Origin of the sequence: Mycobacterium shimoidei (genome assembly GCF_900417275.1) — a bacterium.
Lineage (GTDB): Bacteria > Actinomycetota > Actinomycetes > Mycobacteriales > Mycobacteriaceae > Mycobacterium > Mycobacterium shimoidei.
In genome coordinates, this window is sequence record NZ_UEGW01000001.1 from 2,557,990 (window position 1) to 2,577,201 (window position 19,212).

Here is a 19,212-nt window from a genome sequence, read left to right on the forward strand (position 1 = left end):
TACATGAGCGCTGACGAAAAGCCGGTCGGTGTAGCGGTACTGGGATTGGGCAACGTCGGCAGTGAAGTCGTCGGCATCATCGAGGACAGCGCTGACGACCTGACGGCCCGCATCGGCGCACCGCTGGTGCTTCGCGGGGTCGGGGTACGCCGGGTTGCCGCCGATCGCGGTGTGCCGGTCGAGCTGCTCACCGACAACATCGAAGAGCTGGTCGCGCGCGAGGACGTCGACATCGTCGTGGAGGTGATGGGGCCGGTCGAACCGGCGCGCAAGGCGATTCTGTCGGCTCTCGAGCATGGCAAATCCGTCGTGACGGCTAACAAGGCTCTGCTGTCGGTATCCACCGGTGAACTGGCTCAGGCGGCCGAAAACGCCCATGTCGACCTGTATTTCGAGGCGGCCGTGGCCGGTGCCATCCCGGTCATCCGTCCGTTGACCCAGTCGCTGGCCGGCGATGTCGTGCAGCGGGTGGTCGGCATCGTGAACGGCACCACCAATTACATCCTGTCCGAGATGGACAGCACCGGCGCCGACTATCACAGCGCCCTGGCCGACGCCAGCGCGCTCGGCTACGCCGAGGCCGACCCGACCGCCGACGTCGAGGGATATGATGCCGCCGCCAAAGCCGCGATCCTGGCGTCTATCGCGTTTCACACCCGGGTCACCGCCGACGACGTGTATCGCGAGGGCATCACCCACATCACCCCCGATGACTTCGCGTCCGCGCGCGCTTTGAGCTGCACCATCAAGTTGCTCTGCATTTGTGAGCGCGTCGAGGTTGATGGGCAGCAACGGGTTTCGGCGCGGGTCTATCCTGCGTTGGTCCCCCTGAGTCATCCGCTCGCCGCGGTCAACGGCGCCTTCAACGCGGTGGTGGTGGAGGCAGAGGCCGCCGGCCGGCTGATGTTCTACGGCCAAGGTGCCGGGGGAGCGCCGACCGCCTCAGCGGTGACCGGTGATTTGGTGATGGCAGCGCGCAACCGGGTGCTGGGCAGCCGTGGTCCGCGGGAGTCCAAATACGCTCAACTGCCCGTGCTGCCAATAGGGCTCGCGTCGACCCGCTATTACGTCAGCATGAACGTGGCCGACAAGCCCGGCGTATTGGCTTCGGTGGCAGCGGAATTCGCCAAACGTGAAGTGAGCATCGCCGAAGTGCGCCAGGAGGGCGTCGTCAACGAAGGCGGTCAGCGAGTCGGTGCCCGCATCGTGGTAGTCACGCACCGGGCCACCGACGGGGCGCTGTCCGAAACCGTCGCCGCGCTTGAGGATCTGGACGTGGTGCAGACTGTCGCGAGCGTGCTGCGACTGGAAGGAACCGACTAAATGAGCCCGTCGAGTGCTGCCAAGACCAGCACGCACCAGCGCTGGCCGGGTGTGATCGCCGCATACCGCGACCGGCTACCGGTCGGCGATGACTGGGCTCCGGTCACGCTGTTCGAGGGCGGCACCCCGCTGATCCCTGCGACTACGTTGTCTGAGCAGACCGGCTGCACGGTGCATCTGAAGGTCGAGGGCCTCAACCCCACCGGCTCATTCAAGGACCGCGGCATGACGATGGCGGTCACCGATGCCGTAGCGCGAGGCCAGCAAGCCGTGCTGTGCGCGTCGACCGGCAACACGTCGGCGTCCGCGGCGGCCTACGCCGCACGTGCCGGCATCACCTGCGCGGTGCTGATTCCGCAGGGCAAGATCGCGATGGGCAAGTTGGCCCAGGCCGTCATGCACGGGGCCAAGATCATCCAGATCGACGGCAACTTCGACGACTGTCTGGAGCTGGCCCGCAAAATGGCGTCCGACTTCCCGACGATCTCGTTGGTCAACTCGGTCAACCCGCTGCGCATCGAGGGCCAGAAAACCGCGGCGTTCGAGATCGTCGACGTGCTGGGCACGGCGCCGGACGTGCATGCGTTGCCGGTGGGCAACGCCGGCAACATCACCGCGTACTGGAAGGGGTACACCGAATATCACCGCGACGGGGTGATCGACAAGCTGCCCCGCATGCTGGGTACCCAGGCGGCCGGCGCGGCTCCGCTGGTGCTCGGAGAACCGGTCAGCCAGCCCGAGACCATCGCGACCGCCATCCGTATCGGCTCGCCGGCGTCCTGGGCGTCGGCTGTGGAGGCGCAACAGCAGTCCAAGGGGCGGTTCCTGGCCGCCACCGACGAGGAGATTCTGGCCGCGTATCACTTGGTGGCCCGCGCCGAGGGCGTCTTCGTCGAACCCGCGTCGGCGGCCAGCATCGCCGGTCTACTGAAGTCCATCGAGGACGGCTGGGTCCGCCCCGGATCGACGGTGGTGTGTACCGTGACCGGGAATGGTTTGAAGGATCCCGACACGGCGCTGAAAGACATGCCGAGCGTTTCGCCTGTGCCTGTCGATCCTGTCGCCGTCGTCGCGAAGCTGGGGCTGGTGTAGTGGCGATCGCAAGCGCGGCAGGCCGCCACGCACCCTGCTAGGGAAGGGTTTTCGGTGTCCCAGATGCTGCCGGCCGGGCTGTCGGGGAAGGCCGTCGTGGCGGCGTCCGCCGCCAATCTCGGCCCGGGCTTCGACAGCATCGGGCTGGCGCTGAGCCTCTACGACGAAATCGGGGTCGAGACAACGGCTTCCGGCTTGACCGTCGAGGTCGAGGGTGAGGGAGTCGGACAGCTGGCACTGGATGCGGGCCATCTGGTCGTGCGAGCCGTCGAGTGCGGGTTAGAGGCCGCAGGTGTGGCTGTCCCCGGTTTGACGGTGCGATGTCAAAACGCCATCCCGCACTCGCGCGGGCTCGGCTCGTCGGCAGCGGCAGTGGTCGGTGGCCTTGCCGCGGTCAACGGCATTCTGGTGCAAGCGGATTCGACTCCGCTAAGCGAAGCCCAACTCATCCAACTGGCGTCTCAATTCGAAGGCCATCCCGACAACGCCGCGGCCGCCGTGCTGGGGGGAGCGGTGGTTTCGTGGACCGACAGCAGCCGCGAGCCGGCCGGCTATGCGGCCGTGCCGCTGCGGCTTCACCCCGATATCCATCTGTTTTCGGCAATCCCAGAGGAACGCTCGTCGACGGCAAAGACCCGCGGGCTGCTTCCGGCGCAGGTCAGCCACGACAATGCCCGCTTCAACGTGAGCCGGGCCGCGCTGCTGGTAGTGGCGCTCACCGAACGCCCCGACCTGCTGATGGCCGCGACGGAGGACATGCTGCACCAGCCGCAGCGTGCACCGGCCATGCCGGTGACGGCGGAATACATCGCGCTGTTGCGGCGTTGTGAGGTTGCGGCTGTGCTTTCCGGGGCCGGGCCTGCAGTGATTGCGTTGAGCACCGACCCACAATTGCCCCCCGAGGCCGTGGAGTACGGCATCGCGAACGGCTTCGCGGTCAGGGAGATGGCAGCGGGACACGGAGTTCGCTGGAGTTCTGGCGTGGCCCTGCACAGCTGACTACTCACACGACGGTGAAGGGGTTTCTTGCTTCCGGCAACCAACCGCGTTATCCTCGAAGCCGTCCCGCAATCGCAGCATCTGGTCTGCGTTCACAGCAGGACAACCACCACTTCTTCTCGGGGACCATGGTTCGCCTTTCAAATTGCTAATCGTGGCGGTCACCGTTGCAGAGTCGATGGTTGACAGCACTCGGCGAATTTGCCGGATGCAACGAACCCCTCGCGTGATTTGATCAGCGAGGGAAGAAAGGAAATCCGTGACTGATACGGACCTCATCACGGCTGACGACAGCACCGAAAACGAGAAGCTGTCGAGCTCTGTGACCTCTAACACTGCTAACACTGCCGAAGCCCCGGAGAGCTCCGCGGCGGTGGTCGATGCGAACACCCCATCGGGTGGAAACCTCTCAACGATGGTGCTGCCTGAACTGCGCGCACTGGCCAATCGGGCCGGCGTCAAGGGCACCTCGGGTATGCGTAAAAACGAGCTGATCGCCGCGATCCGGGAGCGGCAGAGCCAGGCCAATGGTGCTGCTGCCGACACCGGCGACAGCGGGGGATCCGACGTCAACGGCATCACCACCGCGTCGGTCGAGCAGCCCGAGTCGGCCCCTGACGCCTCTGACGCCTCTGACGAATCGCCGCGCCGGGAACGCCGCGGCGCCGCACGCGAGGCAGGTGCACCTGTTGGTGACAAGTCCGAGGGTGATGGCCAAGGCGCCAAGGCCCAAGAGACGCAAGCTGCCCAACCGGACACCAAGACGGACGAGCAAACCCAAAAAGACGGCGGCGGGCAACAGGGCCGCGGCTCGACTCAGCAAGACGAGGAAGGCGAAGGGCGCCAGGGCCGGCGGGGCCGTCGGTTCCGGGAGCGCCGGCGTCGCGGCGAACGGGCCGGCGACGGTGAAACCGAACTGCGCGAGGACGACGTCGTCCAGCCGGTGGCCGGCATTCTCGATGTCTTGGACAACTACGCGTTCGTGCGCACGTCGGGTTATCTCCCCGGGCCGCATGACGTGTACGTGTCGATGAACATGGTGCGCAAGAACGGCTTGCGTCGTGGCGACGCGGTAACCGGTGCCGTCCGGGTGCCCAAAGACGGTGAGCAACCCAACCAGCGACAGAAGTTCAACCCGTTGGTCCGGCTCGACAGCGTCAACGGTGGCCCGGTCGAAGACGCCAAGAAGCGGCCAGATTTCAACAAGCTGACACCGCTGTATCCCAACCAGCGGCTGCGTCTGGAGACCACCAGTGAGCGCCTGACGACGCGTGTCATCGACCTGATCATGCCGATCGGTAAGGGTCAGCGCGCGCTGATCGTGTCCCCGCCCAAGGCCGGTAAGACCACGATCTTGCAAGACATCGCCAACGCGATCACCCAGAACAACCCGGAATGCCATCTCATGGTCGTGCTCGTCGACGAGCGGCCTGAGGAGGTCACCGATATGCAGCGCTCGGTCAAGGGCGAGGTCATTGCCTCGACCTTCGACCGGCCGCCGTCAGACCACACGTCGGTCGCCGAGCTGGCGATCGAGCGCGCCAAGCGGCTCGTCGAACAGGGCAAAGACGTGGTGGTGTTGCTCGACTCGATCACCCGACTGGGGCGTGCCTACAACAACGCGTCGCCGGCATCGGGACGGATCCTCTCCGGTGGTGTCGACTCCACGGCGCTGTATCCGCCGAAGCGTTTCCTCGGCGCGGCACGCAACATCGAAGAGGGCGGATCACTGACGATCATCGCCACGGCGATGGTGGAAACCGGATCCACCGGCGACACGGTCATCTTCGAGGAGTTCAAGGGCACCGGTAACGCCGAGCTCAAACTTGATCGAAAGATCTCTGAGCGCCGGGTCTTCCCGGCGGTCGACGTGAACCCGTCCGGTACCCGTAAGGACGAATTGCTGCTTTCGCCAGACGAATTCGCCATTGTGCACAAACTGCGCCGGGTGCTGTCCGGGCTGGATTCGCATCAAGCGATCGACCTGCTGTTGTCACAACTGCGCAAGACCAAGAACAACTACGAGTTCTTGGTGCAGGTTTCCAAGACGACGCCGGGAATGGACAACGACTAACGCGGCATACAGTGATGTGCCGTGGCGGACACGATCCAACAACTGCTGCGCGAGCGGGTTGACGACGACACCCCCGCGGTGAAATACGGCGAGCGGGTGTGGAGTTGGCGTGAACACCTTGCAGACGCCTCGGCGTTCGCCGCCGCGCTGATCGGCGTCGCCGACCCGAAACGACCGCTGCACGTCGGCGCGCTGTTGGGCAACACGCCTGAGATGCTCACCGCCATGGCCGCCGCCGCGCTCGGCGGCTATGTGCTCTGCGGCATCAACGACACCCGCCGCGGCGCGGCGCTGGCCCGTGACATTTTGCGGGCCGACTGTCAGATCCTGATTACCGATGCGGCCCACCGCGGCCTGCTCGAGGGGCTCGACCTGCCCGGAGTGCGGGTGTTCGACACGTCCGGCGCCGACTGGTCGGCGCTGCTGGCAACGGTGGGCGCGTTGACACCGCACCGCGAGGTGGCGCCGACCGACACGTTCATGATGATCTTCACCTCGGGTACCAGCGGCGAACCGAAGGCGGTCCAGGTGACCCACCTGACCGTGCTGTTCGCCGGGACGGCGCTGATCGAGCGGTTCGAGGTCACCGCCTCCGACGTCTGCTACCTGTCGATGCCGCTGTTTCACTCCAATGCGCTGCTGGCCGGCTGGAGTGTGGCCGTCGGTTCCGGTAGCGCGATGGTCCCGGCCACCTTTTCAGCGTCGGGCTTGCTGCCTGACCTGCGCCGCTATGGTGCGACGTACATGAATTACGTCGGCAAACCGCTGGCGTACGTGCTGGCCACGCCCGAGCAACCCGACGACCGCGATAACCCGCTGCGGGTCGCATTCGGCAACGAGGCCAGCGACCGTGATATCGCCGAATTCAGCCGTCGCTTCGACTGCACGGTGTGGGACGGTTTCGGCTCCACCGAAGGCGCCATCATCATCACCCGCGAGGACGGCTGCCCGCCGGGTGCGCTGGGACGTGGCTTTCCCGGTGTCGCCATCTACGATCCTGAGACGCGCACCGAGTGCCCGGTGGCGCAGTTCGACGCCGACGGGGCGCTCATCAACGCCGAGGAAGCCATCGGCGAACTGGTCAATACCTCGGGAGCCGGGTTGTTCGCCGGCTATTACAACGATCCCGGCGCGACCGCCTCGCGGCTGCGTGATGGCATGTTCTGGTCCGGCGACCTGGCCTACCGCGACGCGGACGGCTGGATCTACTTCGCCGGACGCAGCGGGGACTGGTTGCGGGTTGACGGGGAGAACATGACGACCGCGCCCATCGAGCGCATCCTGCAGCGGCTGCCCGCCGTCAGCCAGGCGGCGGTGTACGGCGTGCCCGACGAGCTGGTCGGCGACCAGGTGATGGCGGCGCTCGTGCTGGCCGACGGGGCCGAATTGACGCCCGAGCAATTTGGCGACTTTCTGGCCGGTCAATCCGACCTGTCACCCAAAGCCTGGCCGCGGTATGTCTGGCTCACCGATCATCTGCCCACCACGGCGACCAACAAGATCCTCAAACGAGAACTGAGAGCCCGTGGCGCCGCGCCCGAGGGCGGCGTGCTGTGGACCCGCGAGGCTCGGGGCACTACCTATGCCGTGCGCGCCGACCGGGAATGCACAACGCCGGCCCCGCGTTTGGGCTAACGGTGGCTGACCTGGCATAATCAACCGCCAACACCTCAGGTCCCGGTTCACGTCCGTTATTTCTGTGATGCGGGCGACCCGGCGGCCGACGATTTGAAGAGGAACTCATGAAATCAGGGATTCACCCGGCATACGTCGAGACCACCGTGCTCTGCGGGTGCGGCAACACCTTCCAAACCCGCAGCACCAAGGAAAGCGGCCGGATCGTGGTCGAGGTCTGCTCGCAGTGCCACCCGTTCTACACCGGTAAGCAAAAGATTTTGGACAGCGGCGGGCGCGTGGCTCGCTTCGAGAAGCGCTACGGCAAGCGCAAGCCTGCCGCGGGCAAGCAGGCGGAATCGTCTGCGCAGGCCGACAAATAGCACCGACGCCCGAACCTGCCGCGGAACCCGCGCGGGTCGGGCGTCGTTTTGTGTTCGGCTTAGGAGGTTGACATGACCCAGAGCGTGCAGGCTATCGACGCGCTGCTGGCCGAGCATGCCGACCTCGAACGACAGCTAGCCGACCCGGAATTGCACAACAACCCGACCAACGCGCGACGGGTCGGGCGACGGTTCGCGCAATTGGCGCCGATCGTCGCCACCCACCGCAAGCTGGAAGCGGTACGCGGCGATCTGGAGGCCGCACGCGAGCTGGCGGCTTCCGACGAGTCATTCGCCGCCGAGGTCGCCGAGCTGGAAGCCCAGGAAGCCCAACTGGACACCCAGCTCACCGACATGCTGGCGCCGCGTGACCCGCACGACCCCGACGACATTGTGCTCGAGGTCAAATCCGGTGAGGGAGGCGAGGAGTCGGCGCTGTTCGCCGCCGACCTGGCCCGGATGTACATCCGCTACGCCGAGCGGCACGGATGGACCGTGACCATCCTGGACGAAACCACATCGGATCTCGGCGGCTACAAGGACGCTACGTTGTCCATTGCCAGCAAGGGCGATTCCCCCGACGGGGTGTGGTCACGCATGAAGTTCGAAGGCGGGGTGCATCGGGTGCAGCGGGTGCCGGTGACCGAATCCCAAGGGCGCGTGCATACTTCGGCGGCCGGCGTGCTGGTGTATCCCGAACCCGAGGAAGTCGCCGAGGTGCAGATCGACGAGTCGGACCTGCGCATCGACGTCTACCGTTCGTCGGGCAAGGGCGGGCAGGGCGTCAACACCACCGACTCCGCGGTGCGAATCACCCATCTGCCCACCGGCATCGTCGTCACTTGCCAAAACGAGCGCTCACAGTTGCAGAACAAGACTCGCGCCATGCAGGTGTTGGCCGCCCGCTTACAGGCGATGGCTGAAGAGCAGGCGCTGGCTGACGCGTCCGCCGACCGGGCCAGCCAGATCCGCACGGTTGATCGCAGCGAACGTATCCGCACCTACAACTTCCCGGAGAACCGGATCACCGATCACCGGATCGGTTTCAAGGCGCACAATCTCGACCAGGTTCTCGACGGCGACCTCGACGCGTTGTTCGATGCGCTGAGTGCCGCGGACAAACAAGCCCGTCTACAAAAGACATCATGAGGTCCCGGCTCCGGCACGCGATCGACTCCGCTGCGGAGGTGCTGGCTGAGGCTGGAATCGTGTCTGCCCGTCACGATGCCGAGCAGCTGGCTGCTCATCTGGCCGGCACCCAGCGCGGACGCCTACCGCTGCTCGACCCACCCGACGATGCGTTCTTCGGTCGATACGAGGCTGTTGTCGCCGAGCGGTCGCGCCGGGTACCGCTGCAACACCTGATCGGCACCGTCGAGTTCGGACCGGTGACACTGCACGTCGGGCCAGGTGTGTTCACTCCGCGTCCGGAAACCGAAGCGATGCTGGAATGGGCGGCCGCGCAACAGCTTTGCGCTGACCCAGTCATCGTGGATGTCTGCACCGGATCCGGCGCGCTGGCCATCGCGCTGGCGCACTACTGGCCGTCGGCCCGGCTGATCGGGATCGACGACTCCGATGTCGCGCTCGACTACGCCCGGCGCAATGCGGCAGGCACCGCGGTCGAACTGCTGCAGGCGGACGTCATGACACCCGATCTGCTCAGCGATCTCGACGGTCGCGTCGACCTCGTCGTGGCCAACCCGCCGTACGTTCCCGAGGGGGACACGCTGGAACCCGAAGTTTCCCAACATGAGCCCCACCACGCTGTATTCGGTGGACCCGATGGAATGGCGCTGATCACCGTCATCGCCCGGCTGGCCGGGCGCTGGCTGCGCCCTGGTGGATTGTTTGCCGTCGAGCATGACGCCACCACGTCGGCGCTGACAACTCAAATGATCTGGAATACCGGGCTTTTCGACGACGTCGTGGCGCGGGCGGATTTCGCGGGCCGGCCCAGGTTCGTGACCGGGCGCCGAACGGACCAGCTGTGACTGAGGTTTTCGACTGCGCTGACCCCGACCAGCGCTCCCGCGGGATCGCTGCAGCGGCCGGTGCGGTCAAGAACGGTCGGCTGGTGGTCATGCCGACCGACACGGTGTACGGGATCGGCGCCGACGCCTTCAACAGCGCCGCGGTAGCTGCGCTGCTGTCGGCCAAAGGGCGCGGCCGCGACATGCCCGTGGGCGTTCTAGTCGGGTCATGGCACACCATCGAGGGGCTGGTCTACACGATGCCCGAGGGCGCCCGCGATCTGATTCGCGCGTTTTGGCCGGGCGCACTGAGTCTGGTGGTCCGGCAGGCACCGTCGCTGCACTGGGATCTCGGCGACGCCCGCGGCACGGTAATGCTTCGGATGCCGCTGCACCCCGTGGCGATCGAAGTGCTGCGAGAGGTGGGGCCGATGGCGGTGTCCAGCGCCAATGTCTCGGGCAGTCAGCCTGCCGTCGACCCCGAGGACGCGCGTCGGCAACTCGGTGACCTGGTGGACGTCTATCTCGACGCGGGTATCGCCGAGCAGCAGGCGGCTTCGACGATCGTGGACCTGACCGGGCCAACACCGCGCATTCTGCGACCCGGGCCGGTCAGCGCGGAGCGCATTGCCGCGGTGCTCGACATGGACCCCGGCAGTCTGACGGGATGATCTGATCAACAGGCCGAGTGGAGTACGGTCTTGCGGGTGTTTGGCGACGTGAACAGCCTTGCCGGCGGTCTGGTCGCGCTGTCCGATCGCGGTGCCGGTGTGCCACTTCGCGAGCTCGCGCTGGTGGGGTTGACCGCTGCGATCGTCACCTATTTCGCGACCGGTCCGGTACGTGTGCTGGCCACCCGATTCGGGGCGGTGGCCTACCCCCGCGAGCGCGACGTGCACGTGACGCCGACGCCGCGGATGGGCGGTTTGGCCATGTTTCTCGGTGTTGTCGCCGCGGTGTTCCTCGCATCGCAACTGCCCGCGCTCACCCGCGGGTTCGTCTACTCCTCGGGTATGCCGGCGGTGTTGGTGGCCGGCACGGTGATCGTCGCCACCGGTCTGGTCGATGACCGGTGGGGGCTGGACGCGCTGACGAAGTTCGCCGGGCAGATCACCGCCGCCAGTGTGCTGGTCACCATGGGGGTGGCCTGGAGCGTGCTGTACATCCCGTTGGGCGGCGTCGGCACCATCGTGCTGGACCAGGCCTCGTCGATCCTGCTCACGCTTGCGCTCACCGTATCCATCGTCAACGCAATGAACTTCGTCGACGGGCTCGACGGGCTGGCCGCCGGGCTGGGGCTGATCACCGCCCTGGCAATCTGCACGTTCTCGGTGGGCCTACTTCGCGACCACGGCGGTGACGTGTTGTTCTATCCGCCGGCTGTGATCTCGGTGGTGCTCGCCGGCGCCTGTCTGGGTTTTCTGCCGCACAACTTCCACCGGGCCAAGATCTTCATGGGCGATTCGGGGTCAATGCTGATCGGACTGATGCTGGCCGCCGCGTCGACCACGGCTGCCGGGCCGATTTCGCAGAACGCCTACGGAGCCCGCGACGTGTTCGTCCTGCTGTCGCCGTTCTTGTTGGTCGTCGCGGTGATGTTCGTGCCGATGCTCGACTTGCTGCTGGCGATCGTGCGTCGCACCCGCGCGGGGCGCAGTGCGTTCAGCCCCGACAAGATGCATCTGCATCATCGGCTGTTGCAGATCGGGCACTCCCACCGCCGAGTGGTGCTGCTCATCTATCTATGGGTCGGCATCGTCGCGTTCGGCACGGCGAGCACGATCTTCTTCGATCCGCGCTACACCGGCGCGGTGATGCTGGCGGCGCTTCTGCTGGCGACGATTGCGACGCTGATACCGCTGCTGCGCCGCGACGACGACGTCTACGACGAAGGGTAGTAGGGCCGTCTATCTTGTGGTACGGTGCTGGTAGAACCCGAAAAAACCTCGCGGGTTGCCGGCCACCCGGCCGTCGGACTTTTGTCCGTACGGACCGTTGTACGACCGACATGGGGAGCTACTCCTTGGGCGATTCGAGCGCGCTGTTTGCCCTCCGATACGCTGTGGCGGGCCACGCAAGAATCAACCAGGCGACGCGGCGACTCCCACCGTGGCGACCGCAAGCGCGGCGAAGCCGGGCGCAGCGGATCGTCACGGGACAACCAGTGAGGAACTGAGGTGCAGCAGTGACGACGCCAGCGCAGGATGCGCCGTTGGTGTTCCCAGCGGTTGCGTTCCGGCCGATTCGGTTGTTTGTCATCTCCGTTGCCATTACCGCTGTGGCGGTAGTCGTCGCCAGTTTCCTGCACCACCCGATGATCGGCGTGTTCTTCGGGATCGGGCTTTTGATGGGCTTGCTCAACGCCCTTGGCGTGCGGCGCTCGGTGGCGGTGATCACCGCCGAGGCGCATCCGCTGAAGCGAAAGATGGCACTGAATTCCGCAGCACGGCTGGCGGTGATCTCGGTGGTCGCGCTGATCGTCGCGTTCATCTTCCGGCCGGAGGGATTGGGCATAGTTTTCGGACTCGCCATATTCCAGCTGCTTTTGGTCTTTACTACCGCTTTGCCGGTTTGGCAGAAGCTGCGCGCGGGAGCCGGCGAGCCAGAACCCGGCGCGCCCGGGATCACGGGGAGGGAAGACGGCGATGACTGAGGCGATCCTGGCCGAGGCCAACATCGAAGTCGGCGAACACAGCACCGCTACCTGGTTCGGGTTGACCGTCAACACCGACACGGTCCTGTCGAGCGCGATCGCCGCGGTGATCGTGATTGCGCTGGCGTTCTTCCTGCGCGCCAAGGTGACTTCGACCGGAGTGCCGGGCGGGGTGCAGCTGTTCTTCGAGGCGATCACCATCGGGATGCGCAACCAAATCGAGAGTGCGATCGGGATGCGGATCGCACCGTTTGTATTGCCGCTCGCGGTGACGATCTTTGTCTACATTCTGATCTCTAACTGGCTCTCGGTACTGCCGCTGCAGTACACCGACGCCGAAGGGCACACCACCGAGCTGCTGAAGCCTGCCGCCGCCGATATCAACTACGTGCTGGCGCTGGCGTTGTTCGTGTTCATCTGCTATCACGCGGCCGGCTTCTGGCGCCGCGGTGTGCTGGGCCACCCGATCAGCGTGCTGAAGGGCCACGTCGCTTTCATGGCTCCGTTCAATCTCGTCGAGGAGATCGCAAAGCCGATCTCGTTGTCGCTCCGACTTTTCGGGAACATCTTCGCCGGCGGCATTTTGGTGGCCTTGATCGCGCTGTTCCCCCCGTACATTTTGTGGGCGCCCAATGCGATATGGAAAGCGTTCGACTTGTTCGTCGGGTTGATTCAGGCCTTCATCTTCGCGTTGCTGACCATCCTGTACTTCAGTCAGGCAATGGAAATGGAAGAAGACCACGGGTAGACGATCGAGCTCGCACGAGGCAAGGACCACATCAGGAATCTGGTAGACCGCTACCAGACGTCAAGGAGGAAATCTAATGGCAGGACTGGACCCACAAATCGCGGCCGGCGCACTCATCGGCGGCGGACTGATCTTGGGCGGCGGTGCGGTCGGCGCGGCTATCGGTGACGGCATCGCCGGTAACGCGCTGATCTCTGGCGTAGCGCGGCAGCCGGAGGCGCAAGGCCGGTTGTTCACGCCGTTCTTCATCACCGTCGGTCTGGTGGAGGCTATGTACTTCATCAACCTGGCGTTCATGGCGCTGTTCGTTTTCGCAACACCAGTCAAGTAATCGGCTGAGATGGGTGACGTGAGCGCAAGCATCCTGGTGCTGGCCGGCCAGGCAGCCGAGGAAGCCGAGGGTAATAACTTCCTCATCCCTAACGGCACCTTCTTCGTCGAGCTGATCATCTTCTTGATCGTGCTCGGCGTGATCGGCACCTTCGTCGTGCCGCCGATCATGAAGGTGCTGCAAGAGCGCGAGCGAATGGTCACCAAAACACTTGAGGACAACAAGAAATCGGCTGAGCAGTTCGCCGCCGCTCAGGAGGACTTCGAGAAGGCAATGACCGAAGCCCGGGTGGCGGCGTCAGCCTCCCGCGACCAAGCCCGGATCGAAGGCCGCAAGGTCATCGAGGAGATGCGTGCTCGCGCCGAGGTAGAGGTGACGTCGACACTTCAAGATGCTGCCGAGCAACTCAAGCGGGAGGGCGACGCCGTGGCCGCGGAGCTGCACTCTCGGGTAGAGGGCATGGCCACGACGCTGGCGAGCCGCATCATCGGGGTCGAGATCACCACCTCAGTCACTACGACCGGATCGGGGCGGTAGCCGCAGTGTCGACTTTCGTGGGGCAGCTAGCCGGGTTCATCGTCATCGTGTGGCTGGTATGGCGCTTTGTCGTACCGCCGGTGCGCAAGCTGATGGCCGACCGGCAAGAAACCGTGCGACGTGAGTTGGAAGATTCCGCCGCAGCGGCCAAGAGGCTGGAAGAAGCCGGCCGGGCCCACGCCGCGGCGCTGGAAGAGGCCAAGGCCGAGGCGCATCGGGTCACCGAAGAAGCCCGCATCGACGCCGAACGGATCGCCGAGCAACTGCGAGCCCAAGCTGACGTCGAGGTCGAGCGGATCAAAACCCAAGGCGCCAAGCAGGTCGAGCTGCTGCGTGCTCAGCTGGTTCGCCAGCTGCGCCAGGACATTGGCGCCGAATCCGTGCGGCGGGCAGGCGAACTGGTGCGCTCGTACGTGGCTGACCCGGAACAGCAAGCAGGCACCGTCGACCGTTTCCTCGATGACCTCGAAGCCATGGCACCGTCGGAAGCCGAGATCGACTATCCCGTCCTGACGAAGATGCGCTCGGCCAGCCGGCGGGCGTTGACCGACCTGGTCGACCGCTTCGGTGAGATATCGAAGGACCTTGACGACGAGGGGCTGTCGACCCTCGCCGACGAACTGGCGTCCGTGGCCGCATTGCTACAGCGCGAGGCCGTGGTCACCCGGTATCTGACTGTGCCGGCCGAAGATGCCGGACCCCGAGTCCAACTGCTCGAGCGGTTGGTGTCGGGCAAAGTGGGCGACCCCGCCCTCGAGCTTCTCAGAAGCGCTGTCTCGGAACGCTGGTCGGCCAACTCCGATCTGATCGACGCCATCGAACATATTGCCCGGCACGCCTTGCTGATGCGGGCCGAACGCGCCGGTCAGGTCGACGAGGTCGAAGACCAGCTATTCCGCTTCAGCCGCATTCTCGACGCCGAGCCGCGGCTGGCGATTCTGCTGGGCGACTACGCCGCGCCCGCCGAAGGTCGGGTCAGCTTGCTGCGCAAGGTGCTTGACAGCGCAGGCGGCGTCAACCCGATCGCGGCGGCGCTGCTGTCGCAAACCATAGAGTTGCTGCGCGGTCAACCCGCCGAGGAAGCCGTCCTGCGGCTCGCCGAAGTGGCGGTGGCTCGCCGCGGCGAGGTCGTCGCGCACGTCACCGCGGCTACCGAACTGACCGACACCCAACGCACCCGTGTCACCGAGGTGCTGAGCCGCATCTACGGTCACCCGGTGACACTGCAGATGCAAGTCGACCCCGGCCTACTGGGTGGCCTCTCGATCTCGGTCGGCGACGAGGTGATCGACGGGACGTTATCGTCGCGCCTGGCCAAAGCACAGACCCAGCTACCCGACTGACACACCCACCAGCCTGAACCACGACCAGATACCCCAATCAACAAGCAGGAAGACGAAAAGCCATGGCAGAGTTGACAATCTCCGCTGAAGACATTCAGGGCGCGATCGAGGAATACGTTAGCTCGTTTACCTCTGACACCGCTCGTGAAGAGGTCGGTACCGTCATCGACGCCGGTGACGGTATTGCGCACGTCGAGGGCTTGCCGTCGGTGATGACGCAGGAACTACTCGAATTCCCCGGCGGAGTGTTGGGTGTCGCGCTCAACCTCGACGAGCACAGCGTCGGCGCGGTGATTCTCGGCGACTTCGAAAAAATCGCAGAGGGCCAGCAGGTTAAGCGCACCGGCGACGTCTTGTCCGTCCCGGTCGGCGACGGGTTCCTGGGCCGGGTGGTCAACCCGCTCGGTCAGCCGATCGACGGTCGCGGCGACATCGAATCCGACCAGCGCCGGGCGCTGGAGATCCAGGCCCCATCGGTGGTGCAACGGCAGGGCGTGAAAGAGCCGCTGCAGACCGGGATCAAGGCCATCGATTCGATGACCCCGATCGGACGCGGACAGCGTCAGCTGATCATCGGCGACCGTAAGACCGGCAAGACCGCGGTGTGCGTCGACACGATCCTCAACCAGCGCCAGAACTGGGAATCCGGCGACCCTGATAAGCAGGTGCGGTGCGTGTACGTCGCGATCGGGCAGAAGGGCACCACGATCGCTTCGGTCCACCACACGCTCGAAGAGGGCGGCGCGATGGACTACACCACGATTGTGGCCGCTCCCGCATCTGATTCCGCTGGCTTCAAATGGCTTGCGCCATATACAGGTTCGGCGATTGCTCAGCACTGGATGTACGAAGGCAAGCACGTGCTGATCGTGTTCGACGACCTGAGCAAGCAGGCCGAGGCGTACCGAGCCATTTCGCTGTTGCTGCGGCGCCCACCCGGCCGCGAAGCCTATCCGGGTGACGTGTTCTACCTGCACTCGCGCTTGCTGGAGCGCTGCGCCAAGCTTTCTGACGAACTCGGTGGCGGCTCGTTGACCGGGCTGCCGATCATCGAGACCAAGGCAAACGACATCTCGGCCTACATCCCGACCAACGTCATCTCGATCACCGACGGGCAGTGCTTTTTGGAGTCCGACCTGTTCAACCAGGGTGTTCGTCCGGCGATCAACGTCGGTGTGTCGGTGTCGCGAGTCGGTGGCGCGGCACAGATCAAGGCGATGAAGGAGGTGGCCGGATCGCTGCGACTGGATCTGTCGCAATACCGCGAGCTGGAGGCGTTCGCGGCCTTCGCGTCCGATCTCGACGCCACATCGAAGGCCCAACTGGAGCGCGGTGAGCGCCTGGTCGAGTTGCTCAAGCAGCCGCAGAACCAGCCTGTTCCGGTGGAAGAGCAAGTGGTTGCGATCTTCCTCGGTACCGGCGGCCACCTGGATTCGGTTCCGGTGGAAGACGTGCGGCGCTTCGAAAGCGAGTTCCTCGACCACGTTCGGGCTTCCGAAGAAGCCATTCTGGCCGAGATCCGGGACTCACAGAAGCTCAGCGAAGAATTGTCGGAGAAGCTGACCGAGGTGGTCAACGAGTTCAAGAAGGGCTTCGCGGCGACCGGTGGCGGCTCGGTGGTGCCCGATGAGCACGTCGAAGCCCTCGACGAAGGCGAACTGGCCAAGGAAGCGGTGCAGGTTCACAAGCCCGCGCCGCCAAAGAAGAAGAAGTAATCTCAGATGGCTGCCACACTTCGCGAACTGCGAGGCCGGATCCGTTCCGCCCAATCGATCAAAAAGATCACCAAGGCGCAGGAAATGATCGCGACCTCGCGTATCGGCAAGGCGCAAGCCCGGTTAGAAGCCGCCAGACCTTACGCCGACGAGATCACCCGGATGCTGACCACCCTGGCGGCGGAAGCCGCCCTGGATCATCCCCTGCTCGTCGAGCGGGATGACCCCAAGCTGGCCGGCGTGCTGGTGCTCTCGTCCGACCGTGGTCTTTGTGGCGCATACAACTCGAATGTCTTACGCCGGGCCGAAGAGCTGTTCTCCCTGCTGCGAGAAGAAGGCAAGACGCCGGTGGTGTACGTCGTCGGCCGTAAAGCGCTGAACTACTACAGCTTCCGGAACTGGGACATCAGCGAGTCATGGACGGGTTTCTCCGAGCGACCCAGCTACGAGAATGCAGCGGAGGTGGCCGAGACGCTGGTGGACGCCTTCATGGCGGGCGCCGGGAACAACGGCGAGGCTCGGGAGCGGGAGGACAAGCCCGCGGTTGACGAGCTGCACATCGTCTACACCGAGTTCAAGTCGATGATGTCGCAGTCCGCCGAGGCCCATCGGATCGCTCCAATGGTTGTGGAGTACGTCGAGGGACCGGCTGAGCTGCACACGCTGTACTCATTCGAGCCAGACGCGACAACGCTGTTCGAGTCGCTGCTGCCGCGTTACCTGACCACCCGCGTGTATGCGGCGATGCTCGATTCCGCTGCATCAGAGCTGGCATCGCGCCAGCGCGCAATGAAGTCCGCGAGCGACAACGCTGACGATCTCATCAAAGATCTCACGCTGCAGGCCAACCGCGAGCGGCAAGCCCAGATCACCCAGGAAATCAGCGAAATCGTCGGTGGCGCAAACGCGCTCGCCGAGGCCGCTGGATAAGCCCCATTTAGGAAGCGAAAAGATATGGCTGCTACCACCAAACAGGCTCAGAAATCGAACAACGCCAAGAGCGCCGATAATCACGGCCGCGTGGTGCGGGTCACCGGGCCCGTCGTCGACGTCGAGTTTCCTCGCGGCTCAGTGCCTGAGCTGTTCAACGCGCTGCACGCTGAGGTCACATTCAAGTCGCTGGCGAAGACGTTGACGCTGGAAGTAGCACAGCATCTCGGCGACAATCTGGTGCGCACCATCTCGCTGCAACCCACCGACGGACTGGTGCGCGGGGTCGACGTGATCGACACCGGAGACTCGATCTCGGTCCCGGTCGGTGACGGTGTCAAGGGCCATGTGTTCAATGCGCTTGGCGATTGCCTGGATGACCCCGGCTACGGAAAAGACTTTGAGCACTGGCCCATTCACCGCAAGCCACCGGCGTTCGACGAGCTGGAACCGCGCACCGAGATGCTCGAGACCGGGCTGAAAGTCGTCGACCTACTGACCCCATATGTGCGCGGCGGCAAGATCGCGCTGTTCGGCGGTGCCGGTGTCGGCAAGACCGTGCTCATCCAGGAGATGATCAACCGTATCGCGCGAAACTTCGGTGGCACCTCGGTTTTCGCCGGTGTGGGGGAGCGCACCCGTGAAGGCAACGACCTGTGGGTCGAGCTGGGCGAGGCGGATGTGCTCAAGGACACCGCGCTGGTATTCGGCCAGATGGACGAGCCGCCCGGCACCCGTATGCGGGTGGCGTTGTCGGCGCTGACGATGGCCGAGTACTTTCGCGACGAGCAGGGCCAAGACGTGCTGCTGTTCATCGACAACATCTTCCGCTTCACCCAGGCCGGGTCGGAGGTGTCCACGCTGCTGGGCCGGATGCCCTCGGCGGTGGGCTATCAGCCAACGCTGGCCGACGAAATGGGCGAGCTCCAGGAGCGCATCACCTCGACACGTGGTCGATCCATCACGTCGATGCAGGCGGTGTACGTCCCCGCCGACGACTACACCGACCCCGCGCCGGCGACAACGTTCGCCCACCTGGATGCCACCACCGAGCTGAGTCGGGCGGTGTTCTCGAAGGGCATATTCCCTGCGGTGGACCCGTTGGCATCCAGCTCGACCATCCTGGATCCCGCCGTGGTTGGCGAAGAGCATTACCGGGTGGCGCAGGAAGTAATTCGAATCCTGCAGCGCTACAAGGACCTGCAGGACATCATCGCGATTCTCGGTATCGACGAGCTCTCCGAAGAGGACAAGCAGCAGGTGCAGAGGGCACGGCGGATCGAGCGGTTCCTCTCGCAGAACATGATGGCCGCCGAGCAATTCACCGGCCAGCCCGGCTCGACCGTGCCGGTGAAGGAAACCATCGAAGCTTTCGACAAGCTCACGAAGGGCGAATTCGACCATGTACCCGAGCAGGCCTTCTTCTTGATCGGTGGTCTCGACGACCTGGCCAAGAAGGCCGAAAGCTTCGGCGCCAAACTGTGATTGGCTCCTAAC

Annotated in this window: 18 protein-coding genes; all 18 read left to right on the plus strand. The window is 64.8% G+C overall.

What is annotated here, in order from left to right; translation table 11 throughout:
• Positions 1–3 precede the first annotated feature (3 nt).
• The 18 genes from MSP7336_RS12535 (at position 4) to atpD (ending at position 19,200) form a co-directional block, all read left to right on the plus strand.
• A complete protein-coding gene (locus MSP7336_RS12535) occupies positions 4–1,323 on the plus strand; it encodes a homoserine dehydrogenase (protein ID WP_113963814.1) in 1,320 nt (439 codons plus the stop codon).
• Entirely contained in the window at positions 1,324–2,415 is a 1,092-nt protein-coding gene (gene thrC, locus MSP7336_RS12540; RefSeq protein WP_069395434.1) for a threonine synthase, read from the plus strand. It begins immediately after the preceding gene.
• Positions 2,416–2,478: 63 nt separating this feature from the next.
• Entirely contained in the window at positions 2,479–3,414 is a 936-nt protein-coding gene (gene thrB, locus MSP7336_RS12545; RefSeq protein ID WP_069395433.1) for a homoserine kinase, read from the plus strand.
• Positions 3,415–3,673: 259 nt separating this feature from the next.
• Positions 3,674–5,488, plus strand: a complete 1,815-nt coding sequence (rho, locus tag MSP7336_RS12550; protein WP_069395432.1) for a transcription termination factor Rho — start codon at positions 3,674–3,676, stop codon at positions 5,486–5,488.
• A 21-nt stretch (positions 5,489–5,509) separates the two neighbouring features.
• A complete protein-coding gene (gene fadD1 / locus MSP7336_RS12555) occupies positions 5,510–7,123 on the plus strand; it encodes a fatty-acid--CoA ligase FadD1 (protein ID WP_113963815.1) in 1,614 nt (537 codons plus the stop codon).
• 107 nt (positions 7,124–7,230) lie between these two features.
• Positions 7,231–7,485 (plus strand): 50S ribosomal protein L31, encoded by a 255-nt coding sequence (gene rpmE / locus MSP7336_RS12560; protein ID WP_069395430.1) that lies wholly within the window; start codon positions 7,231–7,233, stop codon positions 7,483–7,485.
• Positions 7,486–7,557: 72 nt separating this feature from the next.
• Positions 7,558–8,634, plus strand: coding sequence for a peptide chain release factor 1 (gene prfA / locus MSP7336_RS12565; RefSeq protein WP_069395429.1), 1,077 nt, complete (start codon positions 7,558–7,560; stop codon positions 8,632–8,634).
• Positions 8,631–9,479 carry a peptide chain release factor N(5)-glutamine methyltransferase gene (prmC, locus tag MSP7336_RS12570; RefSeq protein ID WP_113963816.1) on the plus strand — a complete coding sequence of 283 codons (849 nt, stop codon included), beginning with the start codon at positions 8,631–8,633 and terminating at the stop codon, positions 9,477–9,479. Before prfA ends, prmC begins: the two co-directional genes overlap by 4 nt.
• A complete protein-coding gene (locus MSP7336_RS12575) occupies positions 9,476–10,129 on the plus strand; it encodes an L-threonylcarbamoyladenylate synthase (RefSeq protein WP_069395427.1) in 654 nt (217 codons plus the stop codon). The genes prmC and MSP7336_RS12575 overlap by 4 nt, the downstream gene beginning before the upstream one ends.
• Positions 10,130–10,159: 30 nt before the next feature.
• Positions 10,160–11,356, plus strand: coding sequence for a glycosyltransferase family 4 protein (locus tag MSP7336_RS12580; protein ID WP_181786720.1), 1,197 nt, complete (start codon positions 10,160–10,162; stop codon positions 11,354–11,356).
• Between the two features lie 287 nt (positions 11,357–11,643).
• A complete protein-coding gene (locus MSP7336_RS12585; protein WP_069395425.1) occupies positions 11,644–12,111 on the plus strand; it encodes an ATP synthase subunit I in 468 nt (155 codons plus the stop codon).
• Entirely contained in the window at positions 12,104–12,859 is a 756-nt protein-coding gene (gene atpB, locus MSP7336_RS12590; protein WP_069395424.1) for a F0F1 ATP synthase subunit A, read from the plus strand. The genes MSP7336_RS12585 and atpB overlap by 8 nt, the downstream gene beginning before the upstream one ends.
• Before the next feature lie 85 nt (positions 12,860–12,944).
• A complete protein-coding gene (locus MSP7336_RS12595) occupies positions 12,945–13,190 on the plus strand; it encodes a F0F1 ATP synthase subunit C (protein WP_099539703.1) in 246 nt (81 codons plus the stop codon).
• Positions 13,191–13,199: 9 nt separating this feature from the next.
• The gene (locus tag MSP7336_RS12600; protein WP_069395423.1) at positions 13,200–13,727 is read left to right on the plus strand and encodes a F0F1 ATP synthase subunit B; all 528 of its coding nucleotides are present in this window, start codon (positions 13,200–13,202) and stop codon (positions 13,725–13,727) included.
• Positions 13,728–13,732: 5 nt separating this feature from the next.
• Positions 13,733–15,070: a F0F1 ATP synthase subunit B/delta gene (locus MSP7336_RS12605; protein ID WP_069395422.1), complete on the plus strand. Its 1,338-nt coding sequence runs from the start codon at positions 13,733–13,735 to the stop codon at positions 15,068–15,070.
• Positions 15,071–15,132: 62 nt separating this feature from the next.
• Positions 15,133–16,785 (plus strand): F0F1 ATP synthase subunit alpha, encoded by a 1,653-nt coding sequence (atpA, locus tag MSP7336_RS12610; protein WP_113963818.1) that lies wholly within the window; start codon positions 15,133–15,135, stop codon positions 16,783–16,785.
• Positions 16,786–16,791: 6 nt separating this feature from the next.
• Positions 16,792–17,715 (plus strand): F0F1 ATP synthase subunit gamma, encoded by a 924-nt coding sequence (locus MSP7336_RS12615; protein ID WP_069395420.1) that lies wholly within the window; start codon positions 16,792–16,794, stop codon positions 17,713–17,715.
• Between the two features lie 24 nt (positions 17,716–17,739).
• Positions 17,740–19,200, plus strand: a complete 1,461-nt coding sequence (gene atpD, locus MSP7336_RS12620) for a F0F1 ATP synthase subunit beta (protein WP_069395419.1) — start codon at positions 17,740–17,742, stop codon at positions 19,198–19,200.
• Positions 19,201–19,212: the final 12 nt, after the last annotated feature.